This is a genomic window from Halorussus litoreus, assembly GCF_003382685.1.
In the GTDB taxonomy this organism is placed as follows: Archaea; Halobacteriota; Halobacteria; order Halobacteriales; family Haladaptataceae; genus Halorussus; species Halorussus litoreus.
Genome location: NZ_QLVG01000002.1, coordinates 17,584 through 33,620, shown reverse-complemented (window position 1 = coordinate 33,620; position 16,037 = coordinate 17,584). Strand labels below are relative to the sequence as shown.

The 16,037-nt window shown below is 60.9% G+C and carries 18 protein-coding genes and 1 pseudogene; 6 read left to right on the top strand and 13 right to left on the bottom strand.

The window, feature by feature from the left end; genetic code table 11:
* Positions 1–44: 44 nt before the first annotated feature.
* The 3 genes from DPQ64_RS09880 to DPQ64_RS09870 form a co-directional block, all read right to left on the bottom strand.
* Positions 45–1,295, bottom strand: a complete 1,251-nt coding sequence (locus DPQ64_RS09880; protein ID WP_115864187.1) for a M20 family metallopeptidase — start codon at positions 1,293–1,295, stop codon at positions 45–47.
* Positions 1,292–2,644 carry an FAD-dependent oxidoreductase gene (locus tag DPQ64_RS09875; protein WP_115864186.1) on the bottom strand — a complete coding sequence of 451 codons (1,353 nt, stop codon included), beginning with the start codon at positions 2,642–2,644 and terminating at the stop codon, positions 1,292–1,294. Before DPQ64_RS09875 ends, DPQ64_RS09880 begins: the two co-directional genes overlap by 4 nt.
* A gap of 84 nt (positions 2,645–2,728) precedes the next feature.
* Complete coding sequence (locus DPQ64_RS09870; RefSeq protein ID WP_198662079.1) at positions 2,729–4,054, bottom strand: heme-copper oxidase family protein; 1,326 nt, start codon at positions 4,052–4,054, stop codon at positions 2,729–2,731.
* Between the two features lie 151 nt (positions 4,055–4,205).
* Between DPQ64_RS09870 and DPQ64_RS09865 the strand changes: the two genes are divergently transcribed.
* Entirely contained in the window at positions 4,206–4,760 is a 555-nt protein-coding gene (locus DPQ64_RS09865; protein WP_198662078.1) for a helix-turn-helix domain-containing protein, read from the top strand.
* A gap of 354 nt (positions 4,761–5,114) precedes the next feature.
* Here the strand turns inward: DPQ64_RS09865 and DPQ64_RS09855 are convergent, their stop codons facing one another.
* The 6 genes from DPQ64_RS09855 to DPQ64_RS09830 form a co-directional block, all read right to left on the bottom strand.
* On the bottom strand, positions 5,115–5,528 hold the full coding sequence (locus DPQ64_RS09855; protein WP_115864183.1) for a hypothetical protein: 414 nt from the start codon (positions 5,526–5,528) through the stop codon (positions 5,115–5,117).
* On the bottom strand, positions 5,525–6,079 hold the full coding sequence (locus DPQ64_RS09850) for a hypothetical protein (protein ID WP_115864182.1): 555 nt from the start codon (positions 6,077–6,079) through the stop codon (positions 5,525–5,527). Before DPQ64_RS09850 ends, DPQ64_RS09855 begins: the two co-directional genes overlap by 4 nt.
* Positions 6,076–6,813 (bottom strand): DsbA family protein, encoded by a 738-nt coding sequence (locus DPQ64_RS09845; RefSeq protein WP_115864181.1) that lies wholly within the window; start codon positions 6,811–6,813, stop codon positions 6,076–6,078. The genes DPQ64_RS09850 and DPQ64_RS09845 overlap by 4 nt, the downstream gene beginning before the upstream one ends.
* A gap of 78 nt (positions 6,814–6,891) precedes the next feature.
* A complete protein-coding gene (locus DPQ64_RS09840) occupies positions 6,892–7,290 on the bottom strand; it encodes a hypothetical protein (RefSeq protein ID WP_115864180.1) in 399 nt (132 codons plus the stop codon).
* A gap of 7 nt (positions 7,291–7,297) precedes the next feature.
* Positions 7,298–7,711, bottom strand: a complete 414-nt coding sequence (gene trxA / locus DPQ64_RS09835; RefSeq protein ID WP_115864179.1) for a thioredoxin — start codon at positions 7,709–7,711, stop codon at positions 7,298–7,300.
* An 82-nt stretch (positions 7,712–7,793) separates the two neighbouring features.
* Complete coding sequence (locus DPQ64_RS09830; protein WP_368276043.1) at positions 7,794–8,213, bottom strand: helix-turn-helix domain-containing protein; 420 nt, start codon at positions 8,211–8,213, stop codon at positions 7,794–7,796.
* Between the two features lie 159 nt (positions 8,214–8,372).
* Between DPQ64_RS09830 and DPQ64_RS09825 the strand changes: the two genes are divergently transcribed.
* From DPQ64_RS09825 to DPQ64_RS09815, 3 genes are all read left to right on the top strand, one after another.
* Entirely contained in the window at positions 8,373–8,813 is a 441-nt protein-coding gene (locus DPQ64_RS09825; protein WP_115864178.1) for a DUF302 domain-containing protein, read from the top strand.
* A 1-nt stretch (position 8,814) separates the two neighbouring features.
* Positions 8,815–9,375: a class I SAM-dependent methyltransferase gene (locus DPQ64_RS09820; protein WP_115864177.1), complete on the top strand. Its 561-nt coding sequence runs from the start codon at positions 8,815–8,817 to the stop codon at positions 9,373–9,375.
* 174 nt (positions 9,376–9,549) lie between these two features.
* Positions 9,550–10,377: a hypothetical protein gene (locus tag DPQ64_RS09815; RefSeq protein ID WP_115864281.1), complete on the top strand. Its 828-nt coding sequence runs from the start codon at positions 9,550–9,552 to the stop codon at positions 10,375–10,377.
* 67 nt (positions 10,378–10,444) lie between these two features.
* Here the strand turns inward: DPQ64_RS09815 and DPQ64_RS09810 are convergent, their stop codons facing one another.
* Positions 10,445–10,993, bottom strand: coding sequence for a hypothetical protein (locus DPQ64_RS09810; RefSeq protein WP_115864176.1), 549 nt, complete (start codon positions 10,991–10,993; stop codon positions 10,445–10,447).
* Positions 10,994–11,121: 128 nt separating this feature from the next.
* On the opposite strand from DPQ64_RS09810, the gene DPQ64_RS09805 reads away from it, so the two are divergent.
* Complete coding sequence (locus DPQ64_RS09805) at positions 11,122–11,535, top strand: MarR family transcriptional regulator (protein ID WP_115864175.1); 414 nt, start codon at positions 11,122–11,124, stop codon at positions 11,533–11,535.
* A 32-nt stretch (positions 11,536–11,567) separates the two neighbouring features.
* On the opposite strand, the gene DPQ64_RS09800 is transcribed toward DPQ64_RS09805, so the two are convergent.
* Positions 11,568–12,488: a MarR family transcriptional regulator gene (locus tag DPQ64_RS09800; RefSeq protein ID WP_115864174.1), complete on the bottom strand. Its 921-nt coding sequence runs from the start codon at positions 12,486–12,488 to the stop codon at positions 11,568–11,570.
* 138 nt (positions 12,489–12,626) lie between these two features.
* On the opposite strand from DPQ64_RS09800, the gene DPQ64_RS09795 reads away from it, so the two are divergent.
* Complete coding sequence (locus tag DPQ64_RS09795) at positions 12,627–12,953, top strand: hypothetical protein (protein ID WP_115864173.1); 327 nt, start codon at positions 12,627–12,629, stop codon at positions 12,951–12,953.
* A 480-nt stretch (positions 12,954–13,433) separates the two neighbouring features.
* Here DPQ64_RS09795 and DPQ64_RS09790 read toward each other — a convergent pair whose 3' ends face one another.
* Together DPQ64_RS09790 and DPQ64_RS09785 are read right to left on the bottom strand one after the other, a co-directional pair.
* Positions 13,434–14,933 carry a Cdc6/Cdc18 family protein gene (locus DPQ64_RS09790; protein ID WP_198662077.1) on the bottom strand — a complete coding sequence of 500 codons (1,500 nt, stop codon included), beginning with the start codon at positions 14,931–14,933 and terminating at the stop codon, positions 13,434–13,436.
* An 893-nt stretch (positions 14,934–15,826) separates the two neighbouring features.
* Positions 15,827–16,027: pseudogene (locus DPQ64_RS09785) on the bottom strand (type B DNA-directed DNA polymerase); the annotation flags it as partial.
* Positions 16,028–16,037 lie beyond the last annotated feature (10 nt).

Sequence of the window (16,037 nt, the reverse complement as noted above, 5' to 3'; positions counted from 1 at the left end):
CCTCACCACCCAAGCAATCCGGTAGAACCGTCAGTCTGGAGGCGTTACTGACCGATCTGTGACTGCCACCGTGTTGGTAGCTGAGCGTAGACGACGGCGTTGTCGACGAGTACGTCGACCGGAATGTACTCATCCGGCGCGTGGACAGTATCGGTTCCTAGCGCGAACTCGACGGTCGGGATGCCCGCATTCCGGAGTTTCTTGGCGTCACCACCACCCGTAGCGCTCCGCCGGAAGACGCGATCACCCGTGGCCTCCTCCGCGGTCGACGCGACGGCTTCGACGAGTGGGCTGGCGGGTGCTTCGGCCGTACCGACGCTCCAGGAGACGTCGGCGATTGTGATACCGTCGCAGTCGGCGACACACTCCCGAATCTCCGCGAGCACATCGGGCGTGTGGACACCTGCGGTCAGTCGCACGTCAACTTCGGCGTGCGCAGACTGCGGGACGGTGTTTATCGCGTCCCCGCCCTCGAGGACGCCGAGATTGATCGAGGGGTACCGGAACAGCTCTCGAGCGGCGTCCTCACCCATCGAGGGGGCGTAGTATTCGACTGACTCCTCGACGATCGGTGCCACGTCAGCGTCGATCTCGAGTCGCTGGGTGCCAAACCGTTCGCGCATAGTCCCGACGGCGTCGTAGAGCCGGTCGATGGCATTGACGCCGAGTACCGGTCGGGAGCCGTGGGCCCCCTCACCGCTGGCTTCGAGCGTCAGCCAGATGCTGCCCCGGTCCGCGATTGTGACGGAGTGACGGCCTTCCTCGCAGGTCGGCTCGCCAATCACGCATGCGTCAGCGTCGAGCTCACTAGCGTCCAGTAACGCTGGCAAGCCGGCGTCACCACCCACTTCCTCGTCGCTCACGAACGCAAATTGGAGGTCGACAGGTGGCTCAGTATCGGTGGCTGCGAAGGCCTGTAGTGCGAACAGCATCGACGCCACGGCACCCTTCATGTCGGTTGCACCACGGCCGTAGACGTGTTCATCGACGCGCTCACCAAGTGGATCGTGGGACCAGGCATCTGCGTCGAAGGGCACCGTATCGAGGTGGCCATTATAGAGCAGTGTGTGGTCAGACCCACCCGGTAGTCGAACGAGCAGATTCGGCTTTGCTGGATCGACTACAAAACGCTCTACTTCGACCGAAAGCGGGTCGAGGAATTGTTCGATTTTGGCGACGATTTCGCGCGTATCGCCGGGCGGGTTCGACGTCTCAATCGCGAGGAGGTCAAGGGCGAGTGTGACCAGTTCCTCTCGGTGTGCTCGCACGTACTCGGATAGCGTAGCGTCGCTCATTCGCCCGCTAACTTCCCCTCGAGGACTTTCGCCGCCGTGAGTATCGGGTCCCAGACGGGGCTAAACGGCGGGGCGTACGCCAGATCGGCGTTCCGGAGTTCAGTCACGGTCATACCAGCCGCGAGCGCCGTCGCCACCGTGTCGATCCGTTTCGCCCCTTCCTGACCGACGACGCTCCCGCCCAGTAGCCGGCCGGATTCCCGGTCAGCCACCAGCGTGACGGTGAGCTCTGCACCATCGGGGTAGTAGTGAGCCCGCGTCGGTGCCGATATCGTTACTGAGACGGGATCAAAGCCGGCGTCCCGTGCCCGTTCCTCATCAAGGATGCCAGTCCGGGCGGCGCCAAGGTCGAATGCCTTGACGATGGCCGTTCCGGCGATTTCGCCGACCGGCTCCGGACTCCCGGCGACGGTCTGGCCGATTGCGCGGCCGGCGCGGTTGGCCGTCAGCGCCAGCGGCACGTGGTCCGGCTCGCCGGTCACGACATGGCGTGCCTCCGCGCAGTCGCCCGCAGCGTAGATGTTCTCGTAGTTCGTCCGACCGTACTCGTCAGTCGCGATGGCTCCGGTCTCGCCCAGCTCGATGCCGGCGTCCGCGGCCAGATCCGTATTCGGTTCGACACCGACGCCGACGATGGCGACGTCGGCGGGATGGGACTCGTCGTCGAGCGTGACGCGCTCGACCCGGTCGGCACCCTCGAAGCCTGAGACGGCGGTGTCGAGGTGCAGCTCGACTCCCTGCTCGCGGAGGTGGTCCTCGACGACTTCGGCCACCGCGTCACCGAACGGTTGGAGGACGTGCGACAGCATCTCGTAGAGGTGGACGTCGACGCCGCGCGCCGACAGCGCCTCGGCCATCTCGATGCCGACGTACCCGCCGCCGACGATCGCTGCGGAGTCCGGCGAGTGTTCGGTGACGTAGTTCTCGATGGCGTCGGCCTCGTCCATGTCGTGGATCGTGAACACGCCGTTGAGGCCGAGCCCGTCGAACGGCGGTTCGATGGCGCTCGCGCCCGTCGCGACGAGTAGATGGTCGTAGGGGTGGTCGAACGTCTCGCCATCACCCTCGACGGTGACGGTTTCGGCCACGGGGTCGATGCCGACGACCTCGTGGCCGGTCCGGAGGTCGACATCGCGGTCGTCGCGGAACTCCTCGGGCGTCACGGCGACGAGGTCCTCCAGGTCCTCGACCTCGCCTTTGACGTAGTACGGCATCCCGCAGGCGGCGTAGGACACCCACTCGCCCTTCTCGAAGACGACGACGTCCAACTCCGGGTCCTCGCGCTTGGCCTTGCTCGCGGCGCTCATCCCCGCGGCGTCACCGCCGACAACCACGAACGTGTCGCTCATATTTCGGCGTTGGTGCGGTAGCACCAAAAGTATTTCGCGAAATTCACAATATTGCTAGAGTCTCTCCGGTGGCCCAGAGCGACCTCACTCGGAGAGAGATTCCGTAGCAGGGCCAGTCACGGGAGCTCGCGGGGTCAGTGCGGTCCATAGGTCGACAACGAGGAACGCCCAAGCGACGGCGATCAGCAGGTTGCCGACGAGCGCCAGCGGGTCCGCGAGTCCCTCGAGTGGCGGTATCGCCGTGCCCCAGAGTGCGAGCATTCCGACGTTAACGCTTGTAATCTGAACCCATGACGGTCGGCCGACGGCCTCGACGCCCACATCCAGCAGGGAGCCGACGTCCTGCGTCTCGTTCCCGAGGGAAACCACAACGGCGGGCAGAAACGCCATCGCTAGCTGGAGCATCCACCCGAACACCAGGCTGTCAATCGCCGCTAACTCGATTACCGCCCCGGGAACGGTCTCCGGGAACAACAACACGAGCGGCGCCCACGGGACCGGGAACGCCAGCCAGAGATACGCCCCGAGAACGAGCGCGAGTCGCCGAGTGCGAGTCCGGTCACCGGCACGGTACGTCCCGACGACGTTCGCCAGCAGCGCTGCGGTTCCAATGACGTACACAGCCAGTCCGCCCATCGTAAGTTCGTGGCGGGCGAGCCACGGCCCAGCGACGAGTCCCGCCGCCCCAACAGTGACCCCCCAGTAGGTGACGCTACGGAGCCACGGGTACCGGAGGTCGGCTCCGAACAGGTGCGGGATCGATGTGAGGAGTGCGCCGGCGGCGACGAGCGCGAGGAAGCCCCAGACGTTGGCGTGGACGTGTGCTTCGATCAAACCGAAGTACCCGCCAGGCCCGTGGAGGTTCAACAGCATCCCGAACGCGGCGAGGATGCCGACGACTAGGAACCAAGGTGCGGTTCTGAAGAACCGAGTCCCTCGGTCGCCGGACGTACTCGTCCGGAAAACCGTCACCAGCAGCCCGCCGAGGGCCGTGAGGACGAGCGTCGCACCGACCATAGCGGTCGTCGTGTCGCCGGTCGCCATCCCAATCAGAACGAGCGGGTATCCCGCGTTCAGTGTCAGCCACTGGAACCACCTGTTCCGGGTGGTCGCGGCCGTCGTCGCGGACGCAGAACCCGCGAGGGCCGGGAGAACGCCGAACAGCGCCTGTGTCAGCCCTCCGACAGTAACGAAGTGGATCGTCAACCAACGGAGCCGCGGCAACGCGTCGATCGCTCCGAATTCGACACCCAGCTTTCCGATGACGGCCAGCAAGCCGACGGATAGATACAGACCGGCCATGAGAAAGAACGGGTTGTTTCGTGTTTGCATCGTCGTGGACACCTGCCCCAGAATTATCATCCGGTCCGTGTACCAGTTCGGACGAACCTGCCGGATGTATTCGAACATGTGAACATAACTCGAACATGTCAGGAGGTAGTTCAAGAGATCCCAGTGACGATGTTCCAGTATGCCCCGAGCCCAGCTCTCTATTTCCCTGCCGTCGGACGTCTGGATTCGCGATCTGTCGACGTCTTACGACGCCACAACGTTCGAAGTCGTGACAGCGCTTGCAGGCGAGGACACAGGAATCGCACTCCTCCGAATCGAGAGTACCGATCTCCTCGACATCCTCGCTGACGTTCGGGGCCAACCGGACGTCGTCGACGTCGACTTGCTCTGGAAGCGCGAGCGGACTGCGCTCGTGCAAGTCGAAACGACGAGTCCACCGCTCCTCTTTCCTCTGTGGCAGGCAGGCGTCCCCGTCGAGTTGCCGTTCACCGTACTTGCTGGACGCGCGGCGTGGGAACTGACGACGTCGTCGGATCGACTGTCCGAACTCGGCGAGCACCTCGACGAGGCGGGCATCGAGTACGACATCGAGTCCGTCGTCGAAATCGGCTCCTCGGAAGCCGACCGACTACTGACACCTCGACAGCACGAGGTGCTGGCCATCGCGATCGACGAGGGGTACTACGCCGTTCCGCGCGAAGCGACGCTCACCGACGTTGCAGAGACGTTGGGCGTCTCGAAGTCGACGTGCAGCGACATCCTCCACCGCTGTGAGAGCAGCATCATCACCTGGTTCGCCGCAGAAGAGTTCACGCAGCCCTGACGAGTGCCGACCGATATGCGTCAGGGTTCGCTGTCGTCCTGCGCGCTACACGCACAGCCAGATAAGCGGACTCGATAGACGGCACCGAACACACCGACCGTTAGCGCGGTCACGATGATTCTGACGAGCCCACCACCGAGTGCAGCCGCCGTTCCCCCGGCAGCCGCGGCGCCGGCGGCCGGCGCCGCGAAGAGACAGCAGAGACTCAACGCGCCGCCAACACCGAGTAGTCGCCACGGCCGTGTCGACGCGTCCTCCGTACTCGCCTCCGCGTCCGAACCAATCATCGATTGGTCTCTCGTTCGCCTGATCGACCCAAGTGCGTTTGGGTCGTCGAGGCCGTCGGTCGCACTGTCAGCACACCTCGCAACGCCGGCGCTGGTAGACCAGGAGCGCGGCGAAGCACGCGACGCTCACGACACCGAGGATTGGGCGGAGCGGGTCGAAGTACGTCATGAGCGCCGACGAGCTGAACAGTGCGAGCAACACGGCGTTACAGATCGGACAGCCGAACGCCAGGAAGCCGCCGACGATTCCACCGGCAGCGAATCGATCGCCAATTGGCTCCTCGGCTAGCGAGCGCTGGTAGACGAACGCGCCGGCGAAGGCGGCGGTCGCGACGAGGAACAGGTAGTCCGCCGGGGTCCGAGAGACCATCCGCACGTAGACCGGGTTCGGCAGCAGGCCGGTCACCACCCCGAACAGGACAAACATCCCGATGCTCACGCCGACACTCCGGAGCAGATGCGGGCGCGGCAGCGCCGTCATGCACGCCCACCTCCGTCCAGCGAACACGTTCGTGGGTCGCCGGCGCGACCGAGGAAGAAGAGGAGTAGGGCGATTCCGCCGAGTCGAAGAAGGTTGCCGTCGAACGGCAGCACCGCCATCGCACCGACGAAGCCCAGCGCGCCGAGCACGCCCGCACCACAGCTCGCACAGCCGGCGGCGAGCAGTCCGGGGAGCACGCCGACGATCGTCGACGCACTCCGGCGACGTGCGCGCTGGACCAGCGCGAGCGCGTTGGTCACCGCGACACCGGTTAGGACGGCGTACGTGGCGACTAGCGCGAGCCCAAGGTAGCCAGTAGTCAGGTACACTTCGCGCGTGAGCGCCGTAACCGCGTAGCCGACGTCGGTCGGGTCGGTCGTGAGTACCTGGACCGAGAACTGGGGGAATGAGCTCAACACTAGGACGACGTACGTGGCGAGTGTCACGACGGCGGCCGATAGCAACCGGGCGTCCGACGTGAGCGGATAGCCGAGCGCGTCGCGGAGGTCGCGAGTCCAATCGCGACTCGTGGCGGTGTGGTTCCCGGTCACGCCTCCATCACCTTCTCGATCGCCTCGGCGAAGTTCTCGTAGGGGTGGGCGCCGACGAGCTTTCCAGCCGCCCCGGAGTCACGGTTGTAGAGTACGAACCCGGGCGTCCCCTGGATTCTCGACTCCCGGGCCACGGCGACGTTCGGCTCGATGCGCTCCCGGATCGACGCGCCGCGTTCCTCGCGGCAGGTCTCGACCGCGGACAGGTCAACGCCAGCCGTCTGTTCGGTGACCGCCGCAAACGTCTCGTCGTCGGCCCAGTCCGTGCCGGACTCTGGCTGTTCGGCGAAGGCCGCCGCGTGCCAGTTCCAGAACGCGTCCGGGTCGCTGTCGGCGACCTGCGACCACACGCAACGCCCCCAGACCGCCGCTGGCGTGGAGTATTCTCCGATGTTCGGGTAGGGCAGCACGGCCAGGCGCGCGTCGCCGGTGTCGAGGTGCTCTCGGCCGAGTTCCGGGAGTGTCTCCGTCTCGAACTGCTTGCAGAACGGACACAGATAGTCCGTCCAGTAGTAGATGTCTATCGGCGCGTCGCGTTCACCGGCGATGGGGCGGCCGTCGAGGTCGACGTCGAATCCGGTCGTCCCTGTGCCGGCGTGCGTATTGTCCGGGACGTAGTGCTGCGCGGTCGCTCCAGACTGCGACCCAGTGTAGGCGACGACACCACCGAACGTGAGTACCGCGCCGCCGGCGATGAGTGCTCTCCGCCGAGTGATATTGCCTTCTTCGTCCATCTATATACAATACCACTTCGCATCGGCTGATAGACGTTGTGGTCCTAATAGAATTCCAAAATCTCCCTCTATGGGCACCTATACCGCGTTTTCGACGGTCTCAATTATCGAATACGGATCATGTGTGTCATCATTCCGTACCACGACAACGAGCCCGGTCGTCTCCTCGACTGGTACGGTGATGGTGACCAGCGTATCGTACACGCGGACGGTCGCATGCAGCGACTCTCCGTGGTACTCCTCGTAGACTGCAGTGCCGATCGCCTCCAGCTGAATGTGCTCCAGAATCGCCCGGATATCCGACGCTGCGTACTGTGAGGACGCCGCCTCGTCTCGGTACAAGACATCGTACTCGCCACCCTCGTAGGACGCCAGGCCGACCAGCGTCTCACCGAGATCAGCCTTCAGTGTCGATTCGAGGGATTCAGCGATTTCCCCCAGTGAGCGGTTATCCGCGTCAGTAGACTCATCGGTCATCGTTGGTTCACGCGTGCGCTTCGATCACGGAGCGAAGCTGCGCTTCGTCCTGCATTCCGACGAGTCGTTCCGCCGGCTGGCCGTCAGCGAACAGGACGAGGGTCGGAACCCCCTGGACACCGTACTCTGCGGCGAGTTGCTGATTCGCGTCGATGTCGATCTTCGCTACGGTCGCATCGGTCTCGGCCGCGATCGTTTCGACGATTGGTTCGAGCATCTGGCACGGACCACACCAATCGGCATAGAAGTCGGCTAGCACGAGACCGTACTCGGCGACAGTTTCTGACAGCTCGGCGCCGCCGTCGATATGGATCGGTTCGGACGGGCTCTTCGGGGTGGACGCCTCAGCATCGCCCGTTTCAGCCTTGTTTCGAAGCTCCGCCAGTTTCTGTCGACGGATCTCCTCGATATCTTCAGCCATTAGGTGTCCGTTTGAACCGCGCCGCCTTATGTATTTTGCATAACCCGCACAATACTGTTCCGGTAGGATTTGAACGATAGGGTCAGAGACAAGACTCAATCGGCTGCTTCTCGCGATCCTCCAAGTCTCGGCTGTACCGGTCTTCGAACTCCTGAATAAGCTGTCCGATGGCCGCATACCAATCGTTGAGCAATCGCTGCATGTCGTGTGCAACTTCCTCGGATGTCCGCGAACGATACACGTAGTGGTACCCTCCGTGCTCGTAGTTTACTTGCTCCTGAACTACCACGCCGGCCTCAAGGAGCCGAGATATCGAGCGATACGCAGTCGAACGTTCACAATCCATTCGATCTGCGACGTCGTCGACGGTAAGTCCCTCTTCTGCCTGTTGTAGCAGCTGAAAGACCATCTTATCCCGCTCGTTGAGCCCGTGAATGCAGCCCAGGAGGTCGAGGCACCCCAGGTCGCGCTCCAGGTCCTCACGCACTGACGTGGCCACCATGTCCGAAGATAGGGTGGCAGAGACGATTAAAGCTGTTCCCGAATACCACAATACTCCGTTGGCCGATAAGTACTGAAACGACCCTTTCCACATGAATCTGGGCTTTCGCGGGAGAATACCCGAAGAGACTTTGTTCTGAAAACCCAAGATAGTACACGAATGATGCTCCCAATCGACCCGAGCCAGATCGACCCGAAGGACATCGGTGAAGAACAAGCGACCCTCGAGATGAGCCACAAGGACGCGATCGAACACGTCCGCGACGTGTTCACGGACGCCGGGTTCGGCGTCCCCGTCGAGTTCTCGCCCTCCGAGATGCTCAACGAGAAGGTCGACGCGGGCCGCGATCCCTACTACGTGCTCGGTGCGTGCAATCCAGAGGTAGCCGACCGCGCGCTTGACGCGACCGACAACAGACTCGGTGCGCTCATGGCCTGTAACGTCGTCATCTGGGAAGAGGAACCCGGAAAGCAGGTCGTCTATCACGTCTCGATTATGCGCATTGCCCGCCTCGTCGGGATGGCGCCCGACAACGAGGAGATGGCCAACATCGTCGCCGACACCGGCGAACTCGTCGACGAGGCGTTCGCGAACCTCTAATATGGGATATCACACGTTCGACGCTGACCGCGCCGACAAACTCGAGAACGCCCAGCGACGGTACCGCTTCCTCTCCGCGGAGGAATTGCTCTGGGCGCTGTCACCAAAGGGCGACGAAACGGTCGCAGATCTCGGTAGCGGGACCGGCTTCTACACCGATGACGTCGCGCCGGCTGTCGACCACGTGCACGCCGTCGACATCCAAGACGCGATGCACGACTACTACCGGGAGAAAGGGGTCCCCGAGAACGTCGGCCTCGTGACGAGCGGCGTTGACGACCTCCCGTTCGACACTGACAGCCTCGACGCCGCTTTCTCGACGATGACCTACCACGAGTTCGCTGGAGAGGACGCGGTAGGTGAGATTACACGCGTACTCAACCCGGGAGGGACGTTCGTCATCGCCGATTGGTCGGCTACCGGAAGCGGGACCCACGGGCCGCCGGTCGACGAGCGGTTCTCGGCCACGGAGACCGCAAACGCACTCCGCGAGCACGGGTTCGAAATCGAGTTCGGGGCGGAGCGGCCCGAAACATTCCTGCTGATCGGACGTACTAAGTAAATCGTCTAGTGCGTTTTTGGACTGATTTTTTCGTAGGATCTGCCGAGACCGTGTTCGTACGGCGTTCAGATGCAGGAGTTCTTAACCAACAGTCTGAGTACGAAATCGCTACTGTTGGTTAAGTTTTTCTGCGCCCGCGGAGGGGCGGAGGCGCGTTCTGACCTCCGTCGAATGATGACTGAACCATATCTCACGACGGTCCTTGAGGAAGCCGAGCACGTTGCCGAGCAGCACGACCAGGTCGCTCGAACGACAGACCACCAAGCTCACGAGTACCTCCGATACGCCGTTCTTCGAGTGCTCGAAGGCGAGGCGGACCACCTCCCAGCAGACTGGACGCCGGTCGATGGCGTGACCGTCGGCTACGGGAGCGACGAGGCGATGTACGACAGCTGGGGCTCCAGCGAAGACTGGTGGGAGACCGTCCCGCCGCAGGAGGCGTGTACCCGCTTCCGGGTGTTCTTCCCGGACGACCACCAGACAGTTCCCCGTGACATCGTCGACGTGATGGCCGCGCTCGGGGCCTGGCGCGTCTGGACCGGGAGCGCAGCGGCGTGCGGCTCCTACGACCATCGCGAGCGCTGCGAGGTCCACTACCTCTGGCCGGAAGGCCATCCGGTGGAGGAACTGCTCCACGAGCGGCTCAGCGGCCCTGCGGAAGCCGTCGCGCCGGACGGTGGCCGAACGGGCGACGTTCGCGACCGACTGGTCGTCGACGAGAACGCAGAGTCACAGGACGATCTCGAGCCCCGCACGAAGCGTGCCGTCGCCGAAGCGATGGACGTTTCGCTCCTCTCGAAAGGCGGCCGCTACGAGGTGCAGTCCGCGTCCGGGAACCGGTACGAAGTCGACGTCATCGACGAATCGTGTACCTGTCCCGACTGGCAGCAACGCTCACCCGAAGGCGGCTGCAAGCACCTGCGTCGCGTCGATCACGAGATCAAACGGGGCCGCGTTCCTCGACCAGACGGTCGGCTCCCATCTGACTCGAACAAAACCTGAGTAATCAACAGGGGTCTCAAGACTACGCTTGCGTTGGGTGACTCAGTCAGTATCGGTCCACCCGCCGTTACGGCAGCTCGCCAGTCACGTCAACGAGGTCCGCTTCGGTTCGCCAGCAATAGAGCCGTCCCTCCCGGTCGAACAGTTCGAAGACACCGTCCTGCATCCACCCAAATGGGTGTTCTTCGTCCTCGTACTCTCGCTTGAGGACGTGACTTTTCGCGAAAAACTCCGTCGTGCCGACGAGCAGTCCCTGCTCGACGAGGAAGTCACTCGGCTCTTTCTCGGCGACGCCGACGAGGTAGGTCACGATGTCGGCGATCAGGCAGAACTTCTGGATGCTGTTGTCCCACTCCCCGCGGATGTCGACCATCCGGAACGCGTACGCGTCGGTGCGCCGGTTGAGGCGGTCAACCACCAGATTCAGCCGTTGGATCGGTTCCCGGTCATAGTTTCCGAGGACGAAATACGACCGGTCGTTCTCGTAGACTGGGGTTAACTCGCTCAAGGCGTGGAGGACTTCCTCGTTGTCGGCCAGCGTTATCTCTTCCTCGTCAAGCTGGTCTTTGGCACTTCTGAGAACGTCATCGGGAACGGGAGACTCCTCCTCGGTCATTATGTGAGTGTCTCGTGGCGGAGAGATATGATTTATGGAGTAAATCACCTGCTCAAATAAGTATAGTTTACTGAAGAGTGGTTTACCCAGAGGTAAACTACTTGGTGCCCCATCGTGTACGATACAGTATGAGCACTGACCTGGGAACTGCTGAGGGGATGGAATCCCGCGAACTCGTCCACTTCGTCACCCAACAGACGCGGTTCGTGCTGATCAATAACATCCTCCAGCACCCCGAGCAGCTTCCCTCGATGTACGAGCTCGAGGAACTCAACCCTAGCGTGAGCGACGCGACCGTCTACAAGCACATCCAGAAGCTCATCGACGCCGGCATCGTCAAGGAAGTCGCCCTGGACGATGACCAGCGCCGACAGGGCTACCCCTGGAAGTTCTACGGGCTCACCGAGAGGGGACGGGCGTTCCTCGACGACCATAATCTCCTCGCAGCAGAGGAGACGCTCCAGCAGATCTACGACACCATCTCAGACAAACCCGAGAAGATGGTCAAGTATGAGAACGCTCCCCGTCCGGAAGAAGCGTAACTCCCGACAGTTCGCCCCAAATTAGCACTTGATCAGGATTCGATTTTGTAGTCAGCCGCCAGCTTCTGGAACTCGTCCCACTCCGGGAGCCGCTCGTCATCGACCTCGCCGTGCGTTTCGAGGTAGCGGAGTAAGGCATCGATTTCGTCTTCGAGGTCATACTTCGCCGCCTGCTCTCGGAGGCCCTCCTCGTCGACGTCGACGTGGCTGAGCAGGAGGAGACAGTACGAGCGGTGGCGGCTGCCGTCGTCGATTAGTAGCGTGTGACAGCAGAGCTCCGCCGGCGAGACTACGTCGAGCTCCTCGGAGTAGACGTAGTAGCGGTGGCCGGTGAGCAGGAACTGGAGGTCGAAGGCCGCGAACCGAGCGAGGCCGGTTTCGTGGAACGCCTCCGCATCGATCTCTGTCTCGGCCTGGGCGAGGAATTCGTCGTAGTCCTCCCAGAGAATCGTGCCCTTCGGGGCAACGGCTTCGAGGCGCTGGCGATGTAGATGGTGTGCGAGTTCACGGGCGAACTCGTGGAGGCGGTCGAAGTCGGCGTTGAAGTCATAGCGGCCGTCGGCCGTCCGGACGAGCCCACGGTCGCGAAACCGCTTGAGGACGCGGTTGACCGTGTTGCGGTAGTTGTCGCTCCGGTCCGCAATCTCGGAGACAGTTCGCGGCTGGTCGAGGTAGTGCAGCACCTCGAGTGCCTTGCCGGTCAGTAGCTCGGGGAAGTCGATGTGGGAGTGCTGGCGGACGAGGTCCTGGTAGCGTTCGACGGCGCGAGCATCTGATGGGACGACTCGTTTTCGGCGGCCGTCGCGTTCCGTGTAGACGAGCCCCTTCTCGACGAGGTCCCCGACGGCACGAGAGAGGTAGCTCTCGCTGTGGTCGAGCTTCGTCGCGAGTTCGGAGATCGTGTCGCCGCGGTCGACCGTGGCGAGGACCTCGAGTTCGATGCGCCGGAGCACGGTGTAACATAGTACGAAACTAGCATATAAAGAAGTTTCAAGTAGTGTTACAACCAGCAGGCACCGGAGCCGTCCCTATCGTCTTAACCAACAAAACTATGGAGTCTCGGATTGTGTTGGTTAACACGAGAGCAGCCGATGTCCTACGAACCCCCGACCCCACCGGCAAACCTTCCGACGCAAATCGTCAACACGCTCAATGAAGCCACACCGGAGCATCTTCGGGACGTTGCCAGCTACGCCGAGGCGTTGGCCGAATACAAGGAGCGTGAAGCTCGTCTCGAGGAGGAAGAGGCGGATGACGCCGACGTCAAGGAGCGCCCCGATGACCTCCCGGACGACGTGCCAGCGAAGGCGACGATCACGATCAAGGAAATCAACGACAACCGCTACTACTACTGGCAGTGGCGGGAAGGAGATTCGGTGACGTCGAAGTACAAAGGGCCAGTGAATCCTGACGAGTAGACGAGATTGAACTGTAGTCTGATGTTCTTTTCAGTACCATTAGAGACGTAGCAGGCGGCACCCCCCAGAGTGTGAATGGGCCCAGTCAACCCGGATGAGTGAAACTCGAAGGGAGAGGACATCCACCCCACGTTTCCGTCGTAACAGGATGTGTGTGGAGGGGGTGACGCTGATTTTGAAGGGACCACACCCCCGTATTTCCGTCGTTTCTCCACCGTCTCCGCATCATCGATGGGACCGACGACAAAGAAATCGTAGGACACACCCCCCGTTTTCGAGTTGTAAATGGGAGAGGGCAAGGGGAAAGCACAGTACATCGACCGGCACGTCAAATCTCTTGGCTCACCCACCCCCCGTTTTCGAGTAGTAACGAGACATCCCGACGAATGACACCCCCCCATTTTCGAGTTGTAACGCATCGCGCGGGATACGAACACCCCCCGTTTTCGAGAAGTAAGTGCGGGGAGAATACGGGCGAGATTAGTTTTTACTCCGGAACTGCTTCAGCCGTTCGCGGACAACCGCGCTGATAGTCGCCTCTTCGTGAGCTAGATCTTCGAACCGGGAATCCTCACGGATCGTCTCCATGATTGTTTCCGGATCCTCGGAGAGGGAGAAATACATATGCACTCCTCTGCCTCGCCCCTTGCCCCGACGCTCGAAGTCCAGTACACCGTACGTACTCTGCTCTGTGACGTGATTCACGAACGTCTCGCGACTGTACTGGTCCGCATCCATCGTATCGGCAATGAATTGATACGTCTTGAACGCAGGTCCGGCAGGGATCCACTCAGGATGTTCTCTTGCGTAGTGGGCAGTGGCCGCCACAGCGTAGATGGAGAGTTTCTTTTGAGTCGAAATGCCGCTGATATGCCGGAGCTTGCGGTTTTCGGTGTATTTTTCCTGAGCATCACGGACATCAGTCTCGATAACCGTGTCAGCCCCACGCCGCTCGGCTAATTCACCAGCCCATCTGAGGAGATCAATCGCTTTCCGCGCATCCCCGTGCGTTTGGGAGCCGAACGCAGCAACAAGCGGAACAACGTCATCTGCAAGTGAGTCTGGCTTGAAGGCGTCCCGCCGGTTGCGGAGAATACTACGGAGCTGGTTCGCATCGTAATCATCGAAGAAGATGTCGTCAGGGTTGTAAGAACTCTGTGCGCGGCTGTTGAGGTCCTTCATAAAGTCGGCGTAGTTCGTAATCGTTGTGAGCGAGATGGGGCCATCAAAGTCAGCGAGTTTGCGAGCCCGTGAAAGCTGGTAGATGAGAGAATTGTACTCTGCTTCCTGATACGGCCCCTCGAGCATATCGATCTCATCGAGAATGAAGATGACACCGTCGTAATACTCTCGCATGAGTTCGTACAGTCGCTCCAGCTTCTGATCCGTTGAGACACCGGTTTGGGGAACACCAGGATCAACGCCGAGGTCGTCGGCAGCAGCTTTGACTAACCGATAGACAGCCCGATCTGCAGTCTTCGGCCCCTCGCAGTTGATTGAAATGACCCCGAAGGTCTTGCCTTGGGATTCACACAGTTCGACGATCTGTTTGCAGACCGCATGAATGATGAGCGACTTCCCAGTTCCAGAAGGACCACTCAGAAGCATATCGGGGATCCCCTCATTCTGGAGGACCGGTTTTAGGTTGTCGACGACACGGCCTAGCTGGTCGTCACGACCGACGATCCGGTCCTCGTCGATGATGGTATCTGACCGGACGAGGTCTTTGTTCGCGAAGACCCCGCCGGACGACTCGGTTTGGAGCCTATCACGAATTGAGATGCCGCCACCGTCGCCATTAGTTGCTTCTTGAGACGAATCAGCGGGATCTGATCCGTTTTCGAAGGTCGTTTGTGACGTGCCAGGAGACGCCACCTCCTCATCCGTCGATTCAGGAGTTTCAGGATCAGCAGCAGAAGATTCACGATCCTCCTCACCTTCCGGATTATTCGATCCTGCTCTACGTCCCTCTCGTCCCATTATGAACCCCCTCGAACTCTGGGTATAAAAATATGGACCCTTGTGGAGTTGTAACCGGGCGAAAACAGGCTATCTAACGACTACAGCCCCGTATCCTCTGGATGAGTCAGATACCGTCTTCGGAATCTATCACCCTCCGTTTTCGAGTTGTAACGGTTCAACGAAGCTCGCTATCGTCGAACTTCCTCGATGACCCGGACCCCCCGTTTTCGAGTTGTAAGATGTTGGGAGGCTGTAACACACATGGTTCGATGCACCCACCCTCACGTTGTAAGGAGAAGTGAGTCGAGGTGGGTCTCGGAGCAAAATCCACATAATCCGGATTTTGTGAATGATGCCCAGGGTGATACGGTCTTTCTCACACTCCCCGTTTTCGAGTAGTAAGCGCCAGAATGGTTGCGAAAGAACGCCGCTCGTAGAATCCGTTCACGAGTGAGAGGAATGCCGGGTTTCGGACATATTGCTGGAGAAGCCGCTTTGGTGATCTCGAATGTTTCACCCCCTCCCCCCTTTTTCGAGTTGTAAGTCGCGGGGAACAGGCCATCCAAGACGTAGTGTAACGAGAGTTGAGGTAACTAAAGTTGGTATAGAGGCGGTGAGACGCGATAATACACGGGATGAGAACCACAAGCGAGATGGAGTCGTTATCTACATCCCGAGACATCAATCGTCTAGCTGAGCTAGACGATATGTACTATTTGTCTCTAGTGCGGTTATGGTAAGGCAACGTGTTACATAAACTTTGGCATATCTAGTTGCAAGTTAGAATATTAGACTCTCAGACTCTCTATCGCGTATATCCGCCACAATCGGCTGTTTTGCAAGCCCTCCTGCTGTTCACCCCCTCCCCGGCGTCACGAGTTTACAACTCGAAAAAGGGGGGAGGGGGTTCGTCAGGTCCAGTCTGTGATCCCGACTACATGTGTTTCGTTGAGTTCTCGTCGGATGTCATTCCGATCCCAGTCAAGAGGTGCCAGTATGCTCTCAACCGCTCGAACCAGCTGCGTCTCGTAGTACGAGGCGTCGTAGGTCTCGATCGCTTCGTGGGCGAGAGCGACCCGGTCTCGCGAGCTCTTCTCGTCGTCGACGACCACTCGTGGAAAT